The sequence below is a fragment of the Cellulosilyticum sp. I15G10I2 genome, from assembly GCF_900095725.1.
Classification (GTDB): Bacteria; Bacillota; Clostridia; order Lachnospirales; family Cellulosilyticaceae; genus FMMP01.
The window spans coordinates 290,885-311,695 of sequence record NZ_FMMP01000007.1; the positions used below are offsets into that span (position 1 = coordinate 290,885).

General features: G+C 36.9%; 21 protein-coding genes. 18 read left to right on the forward strand and 3 right to left on the reverse strand.

What is annotated here, in order from left to right; all coding sequences use genetic code 11:
* Positions 1 to 3: 3 nt before the first annotated feature.
* Both BN3326_RS08105 and BN3326_RS08110 read left to right on the forward strand, forming a co-directional pair.
* Positions 4 to 1,485, forward strand: coding sequence for a response regulator (locus BN3326_RS08105; RefSeq protein WP_069998682.1), 1,482 nt, complete (start codon positions 4 to 6; stop codon positions 1,483 to 1,485).
* A gap of 157 nt (positions 1,486 to 1,642) precedes the next feature.
* Entirely contained in the window at positions 1,643 to 2,008 is a 366-nt protein-coding gene (locus tag BN3326_RS08110; protein ID WP_069998683.1) for a DUF2512 family protein, read from the forward strand.
* A 74-nt stretch (positions 2,009 to 2,082) separates the two neighbouring features.
* On the opposite strand, the gene BN3326_RS08115 is transcribed toward BN3326_RS08110, so the two are convergent.
* Entirely contained in the window at positions 2,083 to 2,937 is an 855-nt protein-coding gene (locus BN3326_RS08115) for a hypothetical protein (protein WP_069998684.1), read from the reverse strand.
* A 114-nt stretch (positions 2,938 to 3,051) separates the two neighbouring features.
* Entirely contained in the window at positions 3,052 to 3,732 is a 681-nt protein-coding gene (locus BN3326_RS08120) for a hypothetical protein (RefSeq protein ID WP_069998685.1), read from the reverse strand.
* Positions 3,733 to 3,956: 224 nt separating this feature from the next.
* On the opposite strand from BN3326_RS08120, the gene BN3326_RS08125 reads away from it, so the two are divergent.
* Positions 3,957 to 4,457 carry a prolyl-tRNA synthetase associated domain-containing protein gene (locus BN3326_RS08125; protein ID WP_069998686.1) on the forward strand — a complete coding sequence of 167 codons (501 nt, stop codon included), beginning with the start codon at positions 3,957 to 3,959 and terminating at the stop codon, positions 4,455 to 4,457.
* A 624-nt stretch (positions 4,458 to 5,081) separates the two neighbouring features.
* Here the strand turns inward: BN3326_RS08125 and BN3326_RS22355 are convergent.
* Positions 5,082 to 5,804 carry a hypothetical protein gene (locus tag BN3326_RS22355; RefSeq protein ID WP_069998687.1) on the reverse strand — a complete coding sequence of 241 codons (723 nt, stop codon included), beginning with the start codon at positions 5,802 to 5,804 and terminating at the stop codon, positions 5,082 to 5,084.
* Between the two features lie 67 nt (positions 5,805 to 5,871).
* Here BN3326_RS22355 and BN3326_RS22360 point away from each other — a divergent pair, with 67 nt between their 5' ends.
* The 15 genes from BN3326_RS22360 (at position 5,872) to BN3326_RS08205 (ending at position 20,643) form a co-directional block, all read left to right on the forward strand.
* The gene (locus tag BN3326_RS22360) at positions 5,872 to 6,174 is read left to right on the forward strand and encodes a cytochrome b5-like heme/steroid binding domain-containing protein (RefSeq protein WP_242875967.1); all 303 of its coding nucleotides are present in this window, start codon (positions 5,872 to 5,874) and stop codon (positions 6,172 to 6,174) included.
* 13 nt (positions 6,175 to 6,187) lie between these two features.
* Positions 6,188 to 7,066 carry a hydrogenase small subunit gene (locus BN3326_RS08140; RefSeq protein WP_242875968.1) on the forward strand — a complete coding sequence of 293 codons (879 nt, stop codon included), beginning with the start codon at positions 6,188 to 6,190 and terminating at the stop codon, positions 7,064 to 7,066.
* A gap of 13 nt (positions 7,067 to 7,079) precedes the next feature.
* Positions 7,080 to 8,495, forward strand: coding sequence for a nickel-dependent hydrogenase large subunit (locus tag BN3326_RS08145; protein ID WP_069998688.1), 1,416 nt, complete (start codon positions 7,080 to 7,082; stop codon positions 8,493 to 8,495).
* Positions 8,496 to 8,954 (forward strand): hydrogenase maturation protease, encoded by a 459-nt coding sequence (locus BN3326_RS08150; RefSeq protein WP_069998689.1) that lies wholly within the window; start codon positions 8,496 to 8,498, stop codon positions 8,952 to 8,954.
* Positions 8,947 to 9,288, forward strand: a complete 342-nt coding sequence (gene hypA / locus BN3326_RS08155) for a hydrogenase maturation nickel metallochaperone HypA (protein WP_069998690.1) — start codon at positions 8,947 to 8,949, stop codon at positions 9,286 to 9,288. The genes BN3326_RS08150 and hypA overlap by 8 nt, the downstream gene beginning before the upstream one ends.
* A 1-nt stretch (position 9,289) precedes the next feature.
* Positions 9,290 to 9,952, forward strand: coding sequence for a hydrogenase nickel incorporation protein HypB (hypB, locus tag BN3326_RS08160; protein ID WP_069998691.1), 663 nt, complete (start codon positions 9,290 to 9,292; stop codon positions 9,950 to 9,952).
* Positions 9,953 to 9,955: 3 nt separating this feature from the next.
* Positions 9,956 to 12,214, forward strand: a complete 2,259-nt coding sequence (hypF, locus tag BN3326_RS08165) for a carbamoyltransferase HypF (RefSeq protein WP_069998692.1) — start codon at positions 9,956 to 9,958, stop codon at positions 12,212 to 12,214.
* Positions 12,215 to 12,219: 5 nt separating this feature from the next.
* Positions 12,220 to 12,438 (forward strand): HypC/HybG/HupF family hydrogenase formation chaperone, encoded by a 219-nt coding sequence (locus BN3326_RS08170; RefSeq protein WP_069998693.1) that lies wholly within the window; start codon positions 12,220 to 12,222, stop codon positions 12,436 to 12,438.
* A 203-nt stretch (positions 12,439 to 12,641) separates the two neighbouring features.
* On the forward strand, positions 12,642 to 14,090 hold the full coding sequence (locus tag BN3326_RS08175) for a methyl-accepting chemotaxis protein (RefSeq protein WP_171903798.1): 1,449 nt from the start codon (positions 12,642 to 12,644) through the stop codon (positions 14,088 to 14,090).
* Positions 14,091 to 14,347: 257 nt separating this feature from the next.
* Positions 14,348 to 15,451 carry a hydrogenase formation protein HypD gene (gene hypD / locus BN3326_RS08180; RefSeq protein WP_069998695.1) on the forward strand — a complete coding sequence of 368 codons (1,104 nt, stop codon included), beginning with the start codon at positions 14,348 to 14,350 and terminating at the stop codon, positions 15,449 to 15,451.
* A gap of 9 nt (positions 15,452 to 15,460) precedes the next feature.
* On the forward strand, positions 15,461 to 16,459 hold the full coding sequence (hypE, locus tag BN3326_RS08185) for a hydrogenase expression/formation protein HypE (RefSeq protein ID WP_069998696.1): 999 nt from the start codon (positions 15,461 to 15,463) through the stop codon (positions 16,457 to 16,459).
* Between the two features lie 257 nt (positions 16,460 to 16,716).
* Positions 16,717 to 17,781: an iron-siderophore ABC transporter substrate-binding protein gene (locus BN3326_RS08190; protein WP_069998697.1), complete on the forward strand. Its 1,065-nt coding sequence runs from the start codon at positions 16,717 to 16,719 to the stop codon at positions 17,779 to 17,781.
* Positions 17,778 to 18,776 (forward strand): FecCD family ABC transporter permease, encoded by a 999-nt coding sequence (locus BN3326_RS08195; protein WP_069998698.1) that lies wholly within the window; start codon positions 17,778 to 17,780, stop codon positions 18,774 to 18,776. Before BN3326_RS08190 ends, BN3326_RS08195 begins: the two co-directional genes overlap by 4 nt.
* Positions 18,773 to 19,807, forward strand: coding sequence for a FecCD family ABC transporter permease (locus tag BN3326_RS08200; RefSeq protein ID WP_069998699.1), 1,035 nt, complete (start codon positions 18,773 to 18,775; stop codon positions 19,805 to 19,807). Before BN3326_RS08195 ends, BN3326_RS08200 begins: the two co-directional genes overlap by 4 nt.
* The gene (locus tag BN3326_RS08205; protein ID WP_069998700.1) at positions 19,804 to 20,643 is read left to right on the forward strand and encodes an ABC transporter ATP-binding protein; all 840 of its coding nucleotides are present in this window, start codon (positions 19,804 to 19,806) and stop codon (positions 20,641 to 20,643) included. Before BN3326_RS08200 ends, BN3326_RS08205 begins: the two co-directional genes overlap by 4 nt.
* The last annotated feature ends 168 nt before the right edge of the window (positions 20,644 to 20,811 follow it).

The following is a 20,811-nucleotide window of genomic DNA, read 5'->3' on the forward strand; positions in this document are numbered from 1 at the left end:
AATATGATTATTTTACTTGCTGATGACGAGCGTATGGTAAGGCTTGGTCTTAAAAGTATGTTGGATGAACTCTATCCAAACAACCATACCTACATAGAAGCTAAAAATGGCAAAGAGCTTATAAACTTAGCACTCGAACATAAACCCCATATTGCTTTTGTAGATATTAATATGCCACTCATTAATGGACTCTTAGCTATTGAAGCATGTAAGTGTAAGACCTCTTTAACTCAGTGGCTGATGCTGACAGGCTATTCAGATTTTGAATATGCCAAACAGGCGATCAAACTTGGCGTATCCGATTACTTACTTAAGCCAGTCAGCATCCAAGAACTTTCTGAGGTAATGCAAAAAACCGAAAAAAACTTAGACCTCCAGCTGGCTAAACTTAATCATAGTTTTGCCTTAGAGGTTATCTCCGCCTATAATGTATCCCAAGTCAGTGATCCACTAGAACTTCATTTATCTAAATGCATATCTTCTGCACCTACATGTTTCAAAGCTTATCTTTTTTACACCGATAACTGGGATAAAAACATTAGGTATCAGTTACTGACTAAACTAAGTGAGCGTTTAAAACAACTTTTTGCCACTATGATGGATAGTGATTTTCGCTATGCTCTCTTTTATTTAAACAGCGGCGAACTTTGTGTTGTAACCAGTCATTGTAAAAATGCCATAATGCTTTATGCTGCTTTAACTGACTTTATTAATGAATCCCTCGATCCTATAACTATTTTTTCTTCCGAATTTGAATCTCTAGATGCATTTTGTTATGAATGCCCAAAAATATCTGAGATCTCTCATATACGTTCCATCTATAAACTAGGAACTATTATAGATTATAAAGAACTACTACAGCATAAAGACTTAGATCTCATGCTTCAGTTTGCTGGTGCTCTAGAAAAATTATGCCTTTCCTTTATTCAAGGTGAAGAGCTTGAATATAAAAATATAATTAAATGTCTACATCAAAATAAGGATTTTCATAGACTCTTTCAAACCGTCAACTCAAGCAATATAGCGAAGTACTTAAATGCCTCTATTGATTTAAACTTATCTGCTGCTGACTATAACTCTCTTCTTAATGAACTCTTTGAACATAGAAATGATATGTATCTTAACCTTCCTAAAAAGTCAAATATAGATATCATTTCACAAATTGAAGCGTATATCAAAGAAAACTATATGAATGAAATCGGCATTAACTCTATTGCAGAGATGTATGATATTACCCCTAATTATCTTAGTAAAATATTTCATCAAAAATCAGGTAAGAAATTTATTAACTATTTAACTGAGGTTCGTATTACCAATGCCAAAAGAATATTTAGTGAAACCCCGGAAGCAAATATTAAAGATATTTCTATTAGAGTAGGCTATTATAGCACAAGACATTTCACAAAGATGTTTTCTAAAACGGTAGGTTGCTTACCTTCTGAATATCAAAAGCAAATTTTAGGAAAACCCTTGAAAATTTTATAACTTTTAATCCCTAGTATTATTTAAGTGATTTGAGACAAAATATATCTTGTATGATGGTACTTTAAATAGATAAAAAAGGTTATCAAGTTTTAAGTTTGATAATACTCTTATAAGTCTGATAACATCATATCATGCGCTTACAGAAGGAGGTGAAAAAATGAAACACGTCTATGCTTTATTAATAAAGTTTGCTGTAATCGCTATTGTATTAGAACTTGTTCTTGGATTCTTAACTAATTTAAATTTCATGGCAATCTTATATGTCGCTTTAACAACTACCTTAGTTGCCTACGTTATTGGAGATCTTTTAGTCCTTCCTATATCTAATAATACTGTAGCAACGCTTGTTGATGCTGGCCTTGCAGTATTTATTATCTATATGTATAACTATGTATGGGTTGATAGTGTGATAACTTTTACTAGTGCTGTCATTGCTGGAGCCATTGTAGGTATCGCTGAATGGTTCTTTCATAAATATGTATATGGACATGTCCTTCCTGATCGCCGCCGTGATAGAATCTAATAACAAATATAGGCTATTTCTCTACGAAGAGAAATAGCCTATATTCTTATAATGATCTTTTTTTTGTTAAAAAGTTATCTGTCTTTATATAAAGAGCTTCTTTTAATTGTTGCAGCATTTTCTATATCTTTTGGTATTTGTATTTCTGTATGAGACTGTGAAATGTAAATAAGCTTATCTTCTTGTACATTATTTTCTCGAGTATATGCGATTGTCTCTACACTCTCATTTTTCACTGCCGTTTGTATTTCTTTTTGTATTTGGGCTGTTGTATCATTCTGCTTTGTCTTTATTACTGAGGGCATTTGAACTAAGCCTTCTGATGTAAGTTGCTCAAGCTCTCTTTTAAGACTAGCCACTTCTTCTATCAATTCTTCCTTAGTAGGTATTTCTTTGTCTGTTTCTTTTATATTTAACTTTATAATAGATTGTTCTATAGTATCTAACTCTTCTATAATAAAGTTATATCTTTCTTTTTCTTCGTCTTTAAGTGAACTAGAAAGATATCTATCAAATAGTGATTCTTTTTCCTTATTAAGATTATCTTTTATAGCTAGTATTTCTTTTGCATCATCTTTTTTATAAATCTGTTTACCATCAAAATAGGCCCCCTCTGAGATCTCTTCAAATAGCTGCTTATGAAAAGCCATTTCTTCTTCTGGGATAATAAGCTCCGCCAAACCTTTGTTATTATGTTTTTTATCATGAATTTTACAAATCTTATTTTCATTTCTCATAAGCATACAATATGGAGAAACATTTTTTGGTGTTTTTAACTTTAAAATAAATCCTATACACATAATAATGGCAATAATAAGCACTGCTATAATTATAATAACTACTGCTAATTTTTTCTTATTACTAAGTCTTAATACATCTTCATCACTTGTTGGCTCTGTATCAACCGGTAAATCACATAAAAATAGCATAGTAACCCCCTTTTGCATATAGCTTTAGTTCATTCTAGTATACTTAAATATTATGTTATAACTAAGTATCTGTCAAATATATTGTCTTAAAGTATTAAAAAATATCAAAAAATGTCATTTATGTAATGTATTACAATCTAATATGCATTTACATTCAGTATCTTCACACTGTAAGACACAAATAACCGACTCATTATAGGCCTCGTTAAGTTTTCTTGTTTCTTCAATCATTATATTAATCTCTGATATACTTTTCTCTTTACTGTTTAAGGCATTAAGAATGATTATTTGCTTATCTCTAATTTCTTTAAATAAAGTATTTATATCATTAAGACATATTTCATCATTAAAAGCTCTTATATTTTCTAACTCTGTTATATAGTGACTATCTATATAACACTTTTCATTATATTGTTTAAGTGCAATATTATAAATCATATTTGCTTCATCATTTTTTTCAACATGCATCAATAATCCTTGAGATAATTCTTTGTTGTTTTTGTCTGATAGCTTAGGAATCTCATAATAGGTGACTTGTTGCTGTGATACATTGATGTTAAACCATCTTTCGCCACCATACTTTAAAAAAATTATAGTTCCTATTAGTACTAATACAATAAAAAAAGCGATAATCTTCTGCTTTCTGGCTATATCCATTTTTCTTATGCTTTTCATAAGTATCTCATACTGTTCTTTTTCCTCTAAGCTAAGCTTCCCCAAACTTGCTTGATCAATAAGTCTTTTTTTATAGTCTTCTTCTGGTTGTTTAAATTTTTTCCTTTTTGTATCCCCCACAACTTATAATCCCCCTATAATACGCTTTTCTTGGCTATATCATATCATAAATCAAAAAGTATTTGAAATATAAATTCTACAATATTTTCTATTATTTGAGGATTAAAAAAATATTTCAACTTTATTCATCTGATTTTTATTTATGTCCTATACATCTCTTGATATTTATGCTAACTCTCTATATGATAGATTTATACTTTTTTAGGTAAGGAGCGTTTATATTTATGCAGGCAGAAGAAACTTTAATCTTAAATACTTTAGATAAACTTAATATTTCATATGAAATCATTTCACATCCCCCAGCCTTTACAGTCAGTGAACTTAAAACTTTTTGTGAATGTGATGCTAGTGTTTGCAAAAATTTGTTTTTATATGATAAACGGGCAGACAAACATTACTTAGTGGTTATGCTTGAAGAAAAAAAAGCTCATTCCAATACTATTCGTAAACAAGTAAAAGCTGCCAGCTTAGTTTTCGGGGAAGAAAACAAACTTTTTGAGCTGCTTGGTGTAACACCAGGTTCTATAAGTCCCTTAGGTCTTATTTATGATGCAAACCAAGAAATAACAATACTTATTGATCAAGATCTACCTAATCACCCAAAACTCGGATTTCACCCTAATATCAATACAGCTACTGTTATTATAAGTTATACAGACTTTAAAAAATTTATAGACTGGCGGGGAAATCCTTATCAACTTATTTGTGTAACTAAAGAAGAATAATTTTTATAGAGAAACAACTTAATAGTTGGCTCTATTTTTTATGACAAATTCCCCTTATCGCACATATTTATTTGCATGCTTCGAATATATATGTAGAAGATATTTTATAGATAGGCGAGGATTATATATGAATAGGTTAGTCAATCTCAACATGTCTTATCTTCAAGAAGAAATACGCAGCATCAAAAAACTCCTTTCAACGCTCAGTGATACTCCTGCTATTGCAGCTTACGAACAACAGATTATGGACCTAGAAGAAGCTTTTTTACAACTTAGAGCCTCTACGCGTAATACTAATAAATTAAGATACCCTGTTCGTCGACAGCTTCCCCCAAATAATCAACTGCCTATAGCGCCTCCAGGTAACATACCGCCTCCAAGTCCTACACCTACGGTTCCATCTCTAACGCCGCCGGCTGTTCCTAGTGATGTTATTATTCCAGATAGGATTTTTACACCGGAGGAGTTAGCAACTAGTTACAATGGATTAGGGGGCAACCCTAGTTACGTAGCTTTTAATGGCATTGTTTTTGATGTCAGTGATATTGCCACTTGGGGAGGTGGGACTCATTTTGGATTATTGGCTGGGACTGATGTAACTCCAGGAGCTAGAGCATGTGGTTATCACAACCCCGCTGACTTAATGCGTATATTGCCGCCTGTAGGTTCCTTAGAATCATCTCCTGATGAATCATTTGAGCCATTACCTATTCCTATGGATCCGACCTCTCCCTTAAGTCCTACGGTTCCTGGAATGCCTACAATCCCGGGGGCTCCTATGACCCCTGTACCTCCTACACCTCCGCTAATCCCTACAAGTCCTAGTATGCCTGCAATCCCTGGTGCTCCTATGACCCCTGGTGCTCCTACAATCCCTGGCGCTCCTATGACCCCTGGTACGCCTTCGATCCCCGGTGCTCCTATGACCCCTGGTACACCTTCGACTCCTATAAGTCCACTAACTCCTGGCCCTATGATCCCAGACACTCCTACAACTCCTATGATCCCTGATGTTATTCCTGAAACGCCACTGACTCCCGGAAGCCCTATACTACCAGGCCCTATGACTCCTGGTACGCCTTCGATCCCTGGTGCTCCTATGACTCCTGGTTCGCCTTCGATCCCTGGTGCTCCTACGACGCCTGGTTCGCCTTCAATCCCTGGTGCTCCTATGACTCCTAGTTCACCTACAATCCCTGGTGCTCCTACGACTCCTGGTAATTCTATAAGTCCAACGATCCCAGGCAGCCCACTGATTCCTGGAAGTCCTATATCTCCTGGCGGTCCTGCGATTCCTGGAAGTTCTATAATTCCCGGCATCCCTGCAATTCCTGGAAGTCCTGGCATTCCTGTCAGTCCTGTAATTCCTGGGAGTCCTACGATTCCTGGCTCTCCTACGACTCCTGGCAGTCCTATGGCACCTACAACGGATACTACGATACCGCTAGATAATGCACTTCCTTTTTCTATACCGAATAGATTTTTTACTTTCTACGAACTTGAAAACTACTATAATGGTAAGAACGGTCATCCGACCTATATACCCATTTATGGTATAGTCTTTGATGCAACAAAGAATCCTTCCTGGCTACGCAACAATCACTTTGGATTGTATGTAGGTGAAGATCTCACATATAAGCTGCCTAATAACCGCAGCAGCATCTTAAGCCATATTGCTAAAGTATTTCCTGTTGTAGGCAGAATGAGCCAGATTTAAAGGAAGGTGCATTGTGAATAATATAAATTGTCCTTTACCTAGCAGTAAACCACATATTCCAATGAATTATATTAATATGGCTATAGACAATATAAGACAAGGCATTTCCCAGAAACTTAACTGTATTTGGCTTGAAACCTCTGGATGTTTTGGAGAAATTATTGCTCTTTTAGATGGGGAAAATCCAGGACTCGTAGACCTCTTAACCGATATGGTTAATATGACTTTTTTTAATAGTATTATGGCTGATTCAGGTGAAGCTGCCTATCAGCGTATATTAGATACAATCAATACTGATGAACCCTATTTGTTTATTGTCAGTGGCGCTATACCTCTTAGGTCTGATGGGCGCTACGCCGTCATTGCTAATTATAATGGCGAAATAGTAACTGCTCTTGATGCTGTTAGAACAATTGTTCCAAGAGCCAGTTATATTATAGCCGCTGGAACTTGTACATCTTTTGGAGGTCCCACTTCTGCAAGGCCTAATATATCTCAAGCTGTCCGCTTAGACCAGCTTATAGACCTGCCTATTATAAATGTACCTGGCTGCCCTGTTAATCCCATCTGGATACTAGGGACCATTGCACACATTATAAACTTTGGAATGCCAGAACTTGATACGCTAAATAGGCCTGAAACTTTTTATGGTATTACAATCCACGAGCGTTGTCCAAGAAGATCATTCTTTGATTATGGTATTTTTGCTACTGAATATGGCCAGCCCGAATGTATGTTTAAACTAGGATGTCGTGGTCCTATTACAAGAACAACTTGTCCTCTTACAAGATGGAATGAAAGTGATAATTGGCCTATAGGAACTAATACTAATTGTATCGGATGTGCAGGCTTTGGATTTCCCGATCTTATGGAACCTTTTATAAGGTATTAAAGGGGGTGAAAAAATGGCAAGAACAGAAATTAAAATTGATCCGATCTCTAGAGTAAGCGGCCTTCTAGAAATTAGTGTAGAAATAGAAAATAATGTAGTTGTGGATGCTAGAAGCAGTGGTATGCAATTTAGAGGTTTTGAGGATATGTTTAGAGGAAGACCACCTTTAGATATGCCCTATCTTACAGCTAGAACATGTGGTATATGCTCGACTCATCATACCCTTGCCTCTACTCTAGCGTTGGAAGCTGCGTTAGGCGTTACCCCTTCTGTTAATGGCATCATAGTGCGAGAGCTTGCCAATGGCTTCGAGCTTTTACAAAATCATATTCGGCATATGTACCAATTTGTTTTACCTGACTATGTTAATTTAGAAGGTGTAAATCCTTTGCAAAAAACAAGTCCTGCTACCTCAGACTTTAGGCTTCCAAGAGAAGTTAACACCAGACTAGCTGCTAATTATTATGCTTCTCTTCCTTTTAGTCGAAAGGCCCATACCGCGATTGCTGTATTAGCAGGTAAAGCGCCTCATCCTCACGGCATTTTTGTTGGGGGTACTACGACAAATATTTCTATTATGCAATATAATGATGTAAGGTCTATCCTAAATGAAATCTCAGTTTTTGTTGATGAAGTCCTTATACCTAATATGTTTACTATCGCTGACTACTATAATGACTACTATCAACTTGGTGATAGTTATAAGAACTTTCTATCTGAAAGACTTTTTGCAGAAGATAATTTTCCTATTACATATACCTTGGGCGGCGTACTTATTGACGATGAGCTTGAGCCCTTAGATACGGCTAATATCTTAGAAAGTCTTAGATATACATGGCTTGACGCACCTAATGATATTATTCCTCCTGGCAACGATGCATTTACACCTAATGCTGATAAACCCGACGCATACTCTTGGGTAACTGCACCAAGATATAGGGGATATGCTATGGAGGTAGGGCCTCTAGCACGAATGTATATTAGCGGAATCTATACACGTGGTACCTCTGCTATGGATCGTAATATTGCAAGAGCTCTCGAAACGCAAAAAATTTGTGAAGTTATGAAAGGGCTTCTTGAAATCTTAAGACTTGAACCGGCCATGCAAAGACGCTGGGAAATCCCTCAAACGGCAAGTGGCATGAGCATAGTGGCGGCTGCCAGGGGTACTCTTATGCACTTTGTTGAAATCGAAGATGCACTTATTAAAAGCTATAAACTTATCCCCCCATCTAATTGGAATATGTCTCCGAAGGATAATAATAACATACGGGGTGCTGCTGAAGAGGCGCTTATGGGTACCCCTATTGCAGACCCACTTAACCCCGTTGAAATAGGAAGAATTGTTAGAAGCTTCGATCCTTGTCTAAACTGTGCAGCTCATGTTACAAGTGATCGTCATGCTCCTTTAACAATTCAGATTATCTAGATGATTAAAGTATTCGGAATAGGAAACATATTACTTTGTGATGATGCCATAGGGGTAAAAGTGTTAGAAAAACTTCTTCCTAGTATAAAAATGTTATCTCCTCATATAGATGGCATTATAGGTGAAATGGATTACCTCTATTGTTTAGATTGTATTGATACAAGTGATTTTGTCATTATTATTGACAGTACTTATTTAAATATAACGCCTGGCACTGTAAGTTATATTCCTTTTTCAGACTGTGAATGTTTTATAACCCATTCGCAGTCCTCTCACGAAATAACATTACTGAAAACGCTTAGGCTCGAATATCCTTATATAGATGGCTGTCTCATAGGTATTGAGATTGATAAAATAGACTTTTCACTTGAATTATCTCCTGTATTACAAAATCATTTTGAAAGTATTTGCAAAGAGATTTTAGAATTTCTAAAGAAAGTTGTGAAAACCTATGCATGAGGTATCAATTGTCTATAATATTCTTGAAATCGCCAAAGAATATGCTGCAAATAATGCTATGAGCCGTATTAAAAAAATTATTATTAATGTTGGTGAATTCTGTGCTTTACAAGAAGATTCTCTTGACTTTGCCTTTGAAGCATTAAGTAAAGGGTCACTTTGTGAAGGCTCGCAGCTTATTACCGAGAAAACTGAAGCTAAAGCTTATTGTAGAAATTGTGCCAAGGAGTTTAACATCACTTTTACCAATAAACTTTGTCCTGTCTGCAAAACGTTCAGCTATCAAATTACAACGGGTTATGAGCTATTAGTTACAAAGATCGAGGGGGAATAGCATGAAACAAATTCTTGTTGAAAAAAGTGTATTTGAAAGTAATAACAAAATCGCTGCCTTGAACAAAGCATTCTTTAATGAACAAAGCATTTTTACTATTAATCTACTCGGGTCACCAGGCTCTGGTAAAACATCAATTCTCGAAAATATTATAGCTGCTATTAGCTCTAAATGGCATATGGCTATTATAGAAGGTGATCTTTATACTGCTAAAGATGCAGAAAGAATCGCATGCTTTAATACAAATGTTGTGCAGGTTAACACAGGGGGTGCTTGTCACTTAGATGCACCTATGATCCGCAAATCACTATCACATATTAATACACAGGACTTAGATTTTCTAGTCATCGAAAATATAGGGAATCTAGTCTGCCCAGCCTCCTATGATTTAGGCGAAGATATGAAAATTGTTATAATGAGTACAACAGAGGGCAATGATAAACCGCTTAAATATCCTTCTATGTTTCAGCGCGCAAGTGCCGTGGTCCTTAATAAAATGGATATCCTGCCTTTTACGGATTTTAATAAGCAAGAATTTTATCAGGATATCTACTCACTTAATGAAACAATTAAAGTATTTGAAGTCTCCTGTCGAGAGGGTACTGGTCTAAATGATTTTATTACCTTCTTAACGGATGCTATTAAAAAGAAGAAGGATTTATAGCCTATGCCTGCTGTCGATATCATTATAAAAGGTATAGTGCAAGGTGTAGGTTTCAGGCCATTTGTCTATCAACTTGCACATCTTTACACCCTCACTGGAAATGTTAAGAATAGCTCTATGGGGGTTTATATTCATTTAGAAGGTGCTTCTCAAAACATTAATTTATTTTTAGAAGCCCTCCCTGAAAAAGCTCCTAGCTTATCTAAAATAGAGGAAATACTAACAAGACCTGCTCAAATAGAGGGTTATACCACATTTACAATATTGGCTAGTACTTTTGAAGAGGGTGCTTTAACACTTTTATCGCCTGATATTGCTATTTGTCCTGATTGCTTATCCGATATAAATAACTCAAAAAATCAAAGACGTTATCAGTATGCCTTTACTAATTGCACAAACTGCGGACCTCGTTTTTCCATTATTAAAGCATTACCTTATGATAGGCCCTTTACTACAATGCAGGATTTTAATATGTGTCCTGACTGCAAAGAAGAATATGAAAATCCTTTAGACAGACGTTTCCACGCACAGCCTACTTGCTGCAAAATCTGTGGCCCACAACTTAAGTTATTAGACCATCAAGGTAATCCACTATTGGATACCGATCTATTTCAAAAAGCACGTTCACTTATTAAATCAGGTTATATCATAGCTGTAAAAGGTATCGGCGGCTTTCATCTTATCTGTGATGCAACTTCCCAAGAGACTATAAAGACGCTCCGAACACGCAAAAACCGCCTCTCTAAGCCCCTCGCCCTAATGATGAAAGATTTGGGGACAGTTCTCCAATATTGCAGCTTAGATGCCAAAGAAAAAGACATTTTATGCGGTAGTAAAAAACCTATTTTACTTTTAAGAAAGCGAAATGATGAACTTCCTTATAATATTTCTTTTGACAATCCCACTTTGGGTATAATGCTTCCTTACGCCCCTTTGCATCACATGTTATTTGATGAAGAACTACGCGTACTAGTGGCAACCAGTGCCAATCATTCTGGAATGCCTATGCTATTTAGAAATGAACAGGCTTTAGAAGAACTTAGAGATATTGCTGATTATTTTTTGGTACACAATCGTGATATCCACATTCCTGTTGACGATTCAGTAGTTAAAGTAACATTAGGTGAAGAAAGGGTTATACGTGGCGCCCGTGGCTATGCCCCCTCTTTTTTTCATTTTGCTTCAAGCAATGTCCTGGCTTTTGGCAGTGAACTTAAGAATACTTTTTGTCTTTCTAGTAATGATCACTGTTTTATGAGCCAATATATAGGGGACTTAGATACCGTAGAAACGATGGCGCACTATACCCTTAACGTTAACCACTTTAAGCAAATATACAACATTAACCCCAAACTAATAGCTTATGATTATCATCCTAACTTTGCTTATAAAAATGACATTAAAGTTTATACGGGACAAAAAGTCGGTATCTATCATCATCATGCACATATTGCAAGCTGTATGGCTGAAAACAATGTTAACCAGCCAGTAATAGGGGTTGCCTTTGATGGCGTAGGTTATGGTGATGACGGAGCTAGTTGGGGAAGTGAGTTTTTGGTCTGTGATTTTAAAGAATTTAAAAGATGCGGACATCTTTCTTACTTTAAGATACCTGGTGGGGATATGGCAACTTTATGGCCATGGCGCTTAGCCCTCAGCTTATTATATGAAGCTTTTGATGAAGATCTTGTAAATGTCTTGCCTTCTTATTTAAGTGATAAACCGATATCCTCTATTTTATCTATGCTTAAAAATAATATTTCTTGTCCGCTAACTTGCAGTATGGGCAGGCTCTTTGACGGTGTTGCCGCACTTCTTGGTTTTACCCATAAGATAAGTTATGAGGCTGAAGCCTGTATTTATCTCGAAAATCTTGCGCTTGCTGCCCCTGATACCGACAGCGCTTATCACTATGTTGTTCAAGAAATAGATTATGTATGGCTTATTGACACTGTAACTATTATTCAAGAGATTGTTTACGACTTGCAAACTGACTGCTCTCATGCCATTATTTCCCGGAAATTTCACAACACAATGGTTTTAGCAGCTTTTGATATCTGCCAAAAACTTAGAACATCCTCAGGTATTCATCAAGTAGCACTTAGTGGCGGTGTATTTCAAAATGACTTGATCTTTACAAACCTTTATGATTTACTTAATCAACATGATTTTGAGGTGCTTACACATAAACTTGTTCCCTGTAACGATAGCGGACTATCTCTTGGACAGTTAGTGATTGCCTCAGAACTAATAAGGAAGTGACCTTTATGTGTATTGCCATCCCTGGAAAAGTTATAGAAATATATCCCTATGAAGCCTTAGTAGACTTTGGGAAAGTCCAAAAAAGAGTGAGTACTCATCTTATAGACGATATTAAAATAAATGATTATATTTTAGTACATGCAGGTTATGGTGTTGTAAAAATAGATGAACAAGAAGCATTAGATACACTTGAAGTATTTAAGATGCTCTGTTCCGACCTTTAAACAGGTATACTTATGAACCCTGCCATCCCCAATCAATGTATTTGTATTATAAAAGGTGATTATCAATAAGCCAAATTCTCCTAAGCATTGACAAATTGCATTTTTTGTCATAATATAGTATTTTTTATCAATAAATGTTGAATTTCCATATCCTTCATGCTATTATTAAAATAAAATGACTGTAGCACGAAAGGATGTTAATGATGGATATGAGTCTTATGAAAAACTATGTGCGAAAGGTAAATAAAACGATAGCCTTTTTTTTGATATTAATAGCTTCTATTTTATTTTATTTTGGCATTTCTTCACAATTGCCATTTTTATTCTTAAATGCTTTAGTCTATGTAGTAGTAGCCGCAATCGTAGGTATTTTTTACTATCAAAAAAAGTTCGAAATATTTTCAGCTTATCTGATTTCATTTACAATGTGTATTGCTTTTTTTCCTGTTGTTCAAGGTATAGGATCTATGTATCTTATGCTTTTGCCTCTTAGTGTAGCAGCCCTATACTTTGATAAGAAATTATTTATCTCATGTACTATTTTTTTAAACACTGGCTTAATCATTAGAGAACTTGTTATTAACCAAACCGGCATCTCTTTATTTCAGCCATTACTCTTTGTTAATTTAATTGTACTTATTTTATTTTTTATGTCTAAAGGTGGCACAGATCTTATTTTGTTAGCTGTAGCAGAAGGTCAGAAATCTAATGACTTACTGAATCAATTAAAAAATACAATCGATGTTATACAAACAAACTCTCAAGTATTAAATAATAATATTTCAAACTGTAACACCCATTTACAAACAGCAAAAGTTAATACTGATGATCTATCAAATAGTATTCATGAAATATCTACGGGAGTCATGGGGCAAACTGAAAGTGTTTCTAGTATAAATGATATGATGCATCAAGCAAGCGACAAATTTTCTAAACTAAATAATCTTTCTGTACAACTTTCAGATATTTCATCTCAGGCAAGTAGTATAGTTTTATTAAGTTCAGAAAAAATAAATAAGATGGATCAACAAATGAATATCATAAACCAAGCTGTTGTAAAATCTTTTTCTACAGTACAAGAATTAGATAATGATATGGATCAGGTCAATACTTTTCTTTCTGGTATAACACAAATTGCAACACAAACTAATTTATTGGCTCTTAATGCAGCAATAGAAGCTGCAAGGGCTGGAGAAGCTGGTAAAGGTTTTGCTGTAGTCGCTGATGAGGTCAGAAATCTTGCCGAACAAAGTGCAAACACCGTTAAACAGATTAATGAAATTATTGAGAACATAAAAAATAAAACTAAAAATGTTTTGGCAGATGTACATAACGGTAACGTAGCCACACAAGATGGTGAATTAATTGTAAAACAAGTAAGTCAAAGTTTCGAGAACATCCAATCATCATTTAAAAAAATTGATCAATATATATCTAATGAACATATTCAAATCGAAAATACTATGGAGTTATTCTTGGATATAGAGCATGAAACTGAAAGTATAGCCAGCATTTCTCAAGAACATGCGGCCGCAACAGAAGAACTTACCGCTACGATTCAACTTCATAGTGAAAATATTGAAAGTATTTCTGTTCTAATGGAAGAAATCAAAAGCGCCAGCGATAATTTACATGCTATTATTAAAGAATAAACTATTTTTGTTTACAAGAATTTAGCCTATTTTATAGTCAATTCTTCTTATCGTACATAATCCTATAAAGCCCTTGAATATATATATAAGATATTATATATATTCAAGGGCTTTATAGGATTTTTTTGAATGTATCACTGTATCTTTTCTTCAAAAATAAATACATGTTCTAAAAACGTCTTGCCACCCCCAATAATTTTTGTGTTATTACAACGTATTTAAAATTCTCCATTCCTACTATATAAGCAGGTGAATTTATGACATCTATCCATCAATTTAAAGATTCAATACTCGCTCAAAGGTTACTGGATAAAACCCATCAATTAAATAACAGTCCCCAAAACACTGGTCAAAAACCATTGCATATTATGGAAGTCTGTGGCAGCCATACCTTGAGTATTTATAAGTATGGCATAGATAAACTTTTGCCTTCTTATATCAGCCTTCTATCTGGCCCTGGCTGCCCTGTGTGTGTAACAGACACCAGTTATATCGATCTGGCTGTCCACTTGGCTAGAGACCACAATATAATTATCGCTACTTTTGGTGATATGCTAAGAGTGCCTGGTACGCAGATATCATTAAGTACCACCCGAGCCCATGGCGCGGATATCAGAGTGGTCTATACGCCTCTTGACTGTATCTCTCTTGCTAAACTCTATCCTGATAAAGAAATCGTCTTTCTTGGAATAGGATTTGAAACAACGGCTCCTGCCATTGCCCTTACCCTTAAGGAGGCAATAGCACAATCGCTCAACAACTTAAGTATGCTATTTAGCTTAAAAACAATGCCTTATGCAATGGAAAGTCTTATCTTTGATGAAACCCTATGTATAGATGGTTTTATATGCCCTGGGCATGTAGCTGCTGTAATAGGCTCAGAACCATTTGAATACTTAGCCCAAAAATATCATATCCCCATGGTGATCGCAGGTTTTGAATGTGTGGATTTGATTGGAGCCATCTACAAGCTTATGCTAATGATCAATAGCAAAGATTATAGCTGCCAAAACCTTTATAAACGGGTTGTTGAATCAAAGGGCAATACAAACGCCCTCACCCTTTTAGATGAAATATTTGAAATAGTGGATAGCTCTTGGCGTGGACTTGGTATTATTTCTAAAACAGGCTTATCCTTAAAGCCTGAGTTTAATGCTTTTAATGCACTCTTAAAGTTTAACTTAACTTTACCTGATGTTAAAGTAACACCAGGCTGTATATGTGGCTCAATCTTAAAGGGGATCAAAAAACCTATAGAGTGCCCACACTATAAAACTAAGTGTACGCCCGAATCTCCCATAGGTGCATGTATGGTATCTAGCGAGGGAACATGTATGAATTTTTATAAATATAATAATTGAGGTGATCGTATGGAGCTAGTAACTTTGGCACATGGAAGCGGCGGAACTGAATCCTATAAACTTATTCATGATTTATTTTTCTCCTATTTTAGCAATGATATTTTATGCAGGCAAAATGATGCTAGCTTAGTTGAGCCTATAGACGGCAAAATAGCCATTACAACAGATAGCTTTGTTATAAATCCTCTGTTTTTTCCTGGGGGAGATATTGGCAAACTTGCTGTATGTGGCACTATCAATGATTTAAGTGTAAGTGGTGCAAGGCCCCTTTATATCACAGCAGGTTTTATTATTGAAGAAGGCTTTAATATGTGTCCTCTAGAAAAAATAGTCTATTCTATGGCAAAAGCTGCAAAGGCTGCAAAAGTTAAGATCATCGCTGGAGATACTAAAGTTGTAGAAAAAGGAAAGTGTGATGGGATCTATATTAATACTACAGGAGTAGGGGTCATAGATCATTATGAGTTACGCCACGAACTGCAAGTTGGGGATCAGATCATCGTAAGCGGCTCTTTAGGTGACCATGGTGCATGCATTATGAGTAAACGGGAAATGTTAGGCTTTAATAGCCTGCTTAAAAGTGATTGTGCATCTTTACACGAAGTTACAGAGACTATCCTAAATGTAAGCCCTCATGTACGTATCATGCGTGATCCTACCCGTGGAGGCCTTGCAACAACTTTAAATGAGCTTATCTTAAATACAACCAAAAGTATAATGGTTTATGAAAAAGACTTACCTATTAAAGAAGAAGTTCAAAACTTCTGTGACCTTCTGGGCCTTGACCCCCTATACGTTGCAAACGAAGGTAAACTTATTTGCATAGTATCTAAAGAAGACAGTTACAAAGTAGTAAATGCTATGCAAAATCATTCTTTAAGTCAGGATGCACGGATTATAGGTGAGGTTATATCTGATACCTCTAATAAAGTCTATCTTAAAACCTTTCTTGGGAGTACTAAGCTGCTACCTATGTCAACTGGTGAGCTACTGCCTCGCATTTGTTAAGAAAGATCCTCATATGAAGCATCATATGGGGATCTTTTAAGCTGCAGATATTTGTACCACAACAGAGCCCATACGATCTGTTGTCATCTAAGCACAAGAGAAACTACACTCAATAGAACTACTAGTTGATATACAAAACGCTTGACGATCATTAATAATAATTATATAATTACTTGAGAATGATTATTAAATTCACCTGTTAACTAGACTCAACTATTGTATTCTAAATTATAGTAATTATATCGAAAGGACTTATCATGAAACTCAAACTATTAAACTCAATCCTATCAGTATCGCTTGCATACTCACTCCTCTTAACAGGATGTGCAAACTCAAACGCCTATTCCGATGCCGCTCAAGCTGCTACAACACCAATAGTAACAGAAATAGCCACTACAGAATCTGAGGCAATCTATCCTATTTCAATTAAGCATGCTTTCGGTGAAACGGTTATTCAAACTAAACCCGAACGTGTCGCTACGATAGCGTGGGGAAATCACGATCTTCCACTAGCATTAGGGGTGATTCCCGTAGGGATTTCCAAAGCTAACTACGGCGTGATAGATGAAAGCGGTATGTTACCTTGGACCGCTGCAAAATTTAAAGAATTAGGGGTTGATACGCCTATTCTCTTCGATGATGTCGCTGGCTTAAACTTTGAAGCCATTGCTGATGTTCAGCCAGATGTTATTTTAGCTGCATACTCAGGGATCACCAAGGAAGAGTATGATTTGTTAAGTGAAATTGCACCTGTAGTCGCTTATCCATCTCTTCCATGGCAGACATTCTGGCGTGATCAAATTATTTATGATGCAACAGGCATGGGCATGCAAACCGAAGGTGAAGCACTTATCCAGGAACTTGAACAATTAATCACAGCCAAAACAAGTGAATACCCTCAAATCCAAGGAAAAACTGCTGCATTCTTTTATTTTAATCCTGCAGACTTAGGTAACTTCTATGTTTACTTGCCTAATGACCCCCGTGCTGCATACCTCTTAGACTTAGGCATGGCAGTTCCTGAAAGTGTCTCTGAACTTGCTAAAGAAGCAACAAGCTTTGCAGTTCCACTAAGTTCAGAAAATGCGGATCTGCTTTATGATATTGATATGATCATAACTTATGGTAATGATGCTTTACTTACTGCTTTACAGGCAGATCCACTGCTTGGTACGATTCCTGCCGTTAAGAGAGGCTCTGTAGCCCTTATAGAAGATGGCACACCACTTGCAGCTTCTGGAACACCAAGTGCGCTCTCCATCCCTGCTACAATTGATGAATATCTTAAAGTTTTAGGAGAGGCAGTGAATAAAGTAGAATGAAGACCCGAAAATTAATCCTCATTTTGATTGGAAGTCTGCTGATTCTATCATTATGCACTTTAGCTTCTTTAGCTTTGGGATCGAAATACATAGGTTTTAATGAAGTCATTGACACTTTGATCCATTCTAGAAAAACAACCCTGAATGAACTCATTGTCCATGAAAGAATTCCAAGAACAGTTTTTGGCATCCTTGCCGGAGCTGCTCTTGGCGTTTCTGGAGCACTTATGCAAGCCATTACCCGTAATCCTATTGCAGATCCCAGTATATTAGGGGTCAATACTGGCGCCTCTTTATCTGTAGTGAGCGGCATAGCATTTTTTAACATTCATGCAGCACATCAATATATCTGGTTTGCTCTAATTGGAGCGGCTGTAACCGCACTATTTGTATTTACAATCGGCTCAATGGGCTCTGGAGGAGCTACACCCATTAAACTCGCTTTAGCAGGAGCAGCAACCAGTGCCGCCTTATCGTCTATAGTCAGTGCTGTCATTTTACCTCGTACAGACGTTATGAATGTTTTTCGATTCTGGCAAGTAGGAAGCATTAGCGGGGCAACTTGGGAAGGTATAACAACCGTTCTCCCCTTTCTTTTAGTCGGAATGATATTAGGTATCCTTTCCAGTCCATCATTAGATGCACTAGCCTTAGGTGATGATGTTGCCACGGGGCTCGGAATCCGTACAGGGCTAGTTCGGTTCATCGGGGCTTTTTCAGGCGTTCTATTATGCGGTGCTGCAACAGCCCTTGCTGGACCCATTGGTTTTGTCGGACTTATGGTTCCACATACGATGCGTATCATCTGTGGACCTAATTTACGTCTCATTATTCCTATGTCTGCTGTTGGGGGAGCAATCCTCTTAACCGTTTCAGATGTAGTTGGAAGGCTTATTGGCAGCCCAAGTGAATTAGAAGCAGGTATTGTCACCGCTTTTCTTGGTGCGCCAATATTGATCATTATAGCTATGAGAGCGAAGGTGCGCGCATTATGAGAGAAAAAACCGCTAATAAAATCTTATCAGGTTACCATCAAAGGCGATTGCGTTGGGTGGTAGTGACCCTTATTCTAAGTATTCTCACTTTATCTCTTTGTGTGGCAGCCCTCTTGCTTGGAAATACTTTTTATCCTATTGATGTTGTCTTTCGTGTTCTTCTCGGTGACCAAATACAAGGGGCATCCTTTACAATTAATACCCTTAGATTGCCAAGGATGATTTCAGGACTATTGGTTGGCCTAGCTTTTGGCATAGCCGGCAGCACATTTCAGACCATGTTAAGAAATCCCTTAGCAAGTCCTGACATCATAGGTATTACATCTGGTTCAAGTGCTGCCGCCGTTTTCTGTATTCTTGTTCTTAATGCCAGTGGGAGTGTGGTTTCCATAACAGCTGTTCTCTCAGGGCTGATAGTAGCTGCATTAATCTATTTGCTTTCAAGAGGCGGAAGTTTTTCTGGTGGACGTTTAATCCTCATTGGGATTGGTATTCAAGCCATGCTGAATGCCACGATCTCATTTCTAATGCTTAGAGCTTCCCAATATGATGTTCCTGCAGCTCTTAGATGGTTAAGCGGCAGCCTTAACGGTATCCGAATGTCACAAATACCAAGTCTTGCATGTATTGTCATTCTCTTTGGCATACTTATTCTTCTATTAGGGAGATATCTAAAAATACTTGAACTCGGTGAGCAATCTGCCCTCACCTTAGGAGTCAGAACAGATAGCATACGTCTCATGCTTGTCTTAAGTTCAGTCTTCTTGATTGCTTTTGCAACTGCTGTTACAGGCCCAGTTTCATTTGTTGCTTTTCTTGCGGGTCCGATTGCCACACGTCTTGTAGGCACTGGATCTGCGAACCAATTCCCTGCTGGTCTTGTAGGGGCAAGTTTGGTAATTGGGGCCGACTTGATCGGTCAATTTGCCTTTAATACAAGATTCCCTGTCGGAATCATTACAGGTATTCTTGGCGCACCTTATCTTCTCTATCTGCTTATCCGCATGAATCAAACAGGAGGTTCTGCATGAAAAAAACACCTATACTTAAAACCAACCATATCGTTGCAGGGTATGATAAAAAGATTATTATTGATGGTATCGATATTACCATCCCGAACAATAAAATCAGTGTGATTATCGGTGCAAATGCCTGCGGTAAATCTACCCTGCTTAAAACATTGGCGAGGCTGATTCAGCCTATGTCAGGCGAAATTTGTCTTAATAACACTCAACTAAAAGATATATCCCCTAAAAAATTGGCTCGTGTATTAGGCCTGCTCCCGCAGTCCCCTATTGTACCAGAAGGCATCGCTGTAGCTGACCTAGTTGCCAGAGGCCGTTTTCCTTACCAATCTTTTTTTAAGGGACTAGGACATAAGGACTATGAGGCTGTTGCTGAAGCTTTAGACATAATGGGCATCTCAGACCTTGCCAACCGAAGTGTAGATGAACTTTCCGGCGGTCAGCGCCAAAGAGTGTGGATAGCCATGGCACTGGCCCAACAGACAGATATCCTGCTTTTGGATGAACCTACGACTTTCTTAGATATCACCTACCAAGTTGAGATTCTAGACCTACTAACAGACTTAAATAGAAAACGGGGTACCACCATTGTCATGGTACTCCATGATATCAATCTATCAGCACGATATGCTGATTATATCTTTGCCCTTCACAAAGGAAAATTAATTGCAGAAGGAGCTCCTTCCGCAATCCTAAGTGAAGCATTAATTAAACAAGTCTTTGATCTTGACTGCTCTGTAATTAGCGATCCTGTATCTGGCACACCCTTTATCGTACCCAAGGGACGACACCATGTGAAGGGTGCTGCTACTTCTATTCCAGTAGTCCAGATTGCTCGTTGAACATACTTTGAGGGAGTGCAGTTTGAAACTAGTTACTTAGTTTTAAACTGCACTCCCTCTATTTTGTGTCTATACTTTAAAATGCAGGATTATTAAAGATACCTAATTCCACATTTTATAATAATTGTATAAAATCATACGCCTTAGGATAACCTGACTAGCTCTTCA

What these genes read in the sequence shown, in the direction of transcription:
- BN3326_RS08105 (WP_069998682.1), top strand. Translation starts at nt 4, where the DNA reads ATGATTATTTTACTTGCTGATGACGAGCGTATGGTAAGGCTTGGTCTT.
- BN3326_RS08110 (WP_069998683.1), top strand. Translation starts at nt 1,643, where the DNA reads ATGAAACACGTCTATGCTTTATTAATAAAGTTTGCTGTAATCGCTATT.
- BN3326_RS08115 (WP_069998684.1), bottom strand. Translation starts at nt 2,937, where the DNA reads ATGCTATTTTTATGTGATTTACCGGTTGATACAGAGCCAACAAGTGAT.
- BN3326_RS08125 (WP_069998686.1), top strand. Translation starts at nt 3,957, where the DNA reads ATGCAGGCAGAAGAAACTTTAATCTTAAATACTTTAGATAAACTTAAT.
- BN3326_RS22355 (WP_069998687.1), bottom strand. Translation starts at nt 5,804, where the DNA reads ATGCCAGGACTTCCAGGAATTGCAGGGATGCCGGGAATTATAGAACTT.
- BN3326_RS22360 (WP_242875967.1), top strand. Translation starts at nt 5,872, where the DNA reads ATGGCACCTACAACGGATACTACGATACCGCTAGATAATGCACTTCCT.
- BN3326_RS08145 (WP_069998688.1), top strand. Translation starts at nt 7,080, where the DNA reads ATGGCAAGAACAGAAATTAAAATTGATCCGATCTCTAGAGTAAGCGGC.
- BN3326_RS08150 (WP_069998689.1), top strand. Translation starts at nt 8,496, where the DNA reads ATGATTAAAGTATTCGGAATAGGAAACATATTACTTTGTGATGATGCC.
- hypA (WP_069998690.1), top strand. Translation starts at nt 8,947, where the DNA reads ATGCATGAGGTATCAATTGTCTATAATATTCTTGAAATCGCCAAAGAA.
- hypB (WP_069998691.1), top strand. Translation starts at nt 9,290, where the DNA reads ATGAAACAAATTCTTGTTGAAAAAAGTGTATTTGAAAGTAATAACAAA.
- hypF (WP_069998692.1), top strand. Translation starts at nt 9,956, where the DNA reads ATGCCTGCTGTCGATATCATTATAAAAGGTATAGTGCAAGGTGTAGGT.
- BN3326_RS08170 (WP_069998693.1), top strand. Translation starts at nt 12,220, where the DNA reads ATGTGTATTGCCATCCCTGGAAAAGTTATAGAAATATATCCCTATGAA.
- BN3326_RS08175 (WP_171903798.1), top strand. Translation starts at nt 12,642, where the DNA reads ATGGATATGAGTCTTATGAAAAACTATGTGCGAAAGGTAAATAAAACG.
- hypD (WP_069998695.1), top strand. Translation starts at nt 14,348, where the DNA reads ATGACATCTATCCATCAATTTAAAGATTCAATACTCGCTCAAAGGTTA.
- hypE (WP_069998696.1), top strand. Translation starts at nt 15,461, where the DNA reads ATGGAGCTAGTAACTTTGGCACATGGAAGCGGCGGAACTGAATCCTAT.
- BN3326_RS08190 (WP_069998697.1), top strand. Translation starts at nt 16,717, where the DNA reads ATGAAACTCAAACTATTAAACTCAATCCTATCAGTATCGCTTGCATAC.
- BN3326_RS08195 (WP_069998698.1), top strand. Translation starts at nt 17,778, where the DNA reads ATGAAGACCCGAAAATTAATCCTCATTTTGATTGGAAGTCTGCTGATT.
- BN3326_RS08200 (WP_069998699.1), top strand. Translation starts at nt 18,773, where the DNA reads ATGAGAGAAAAAACCGCTAATAAAATCTTATCAGGTTACCATCAAAGG.
- BN3326_RS08205 (WP_069998700.1), top strand. Translation starts at nt 19,804, where the DNA reads ATGAAAAAAACACCTATACTTAAAACCAACCATATCGTTGCAGGGTAT.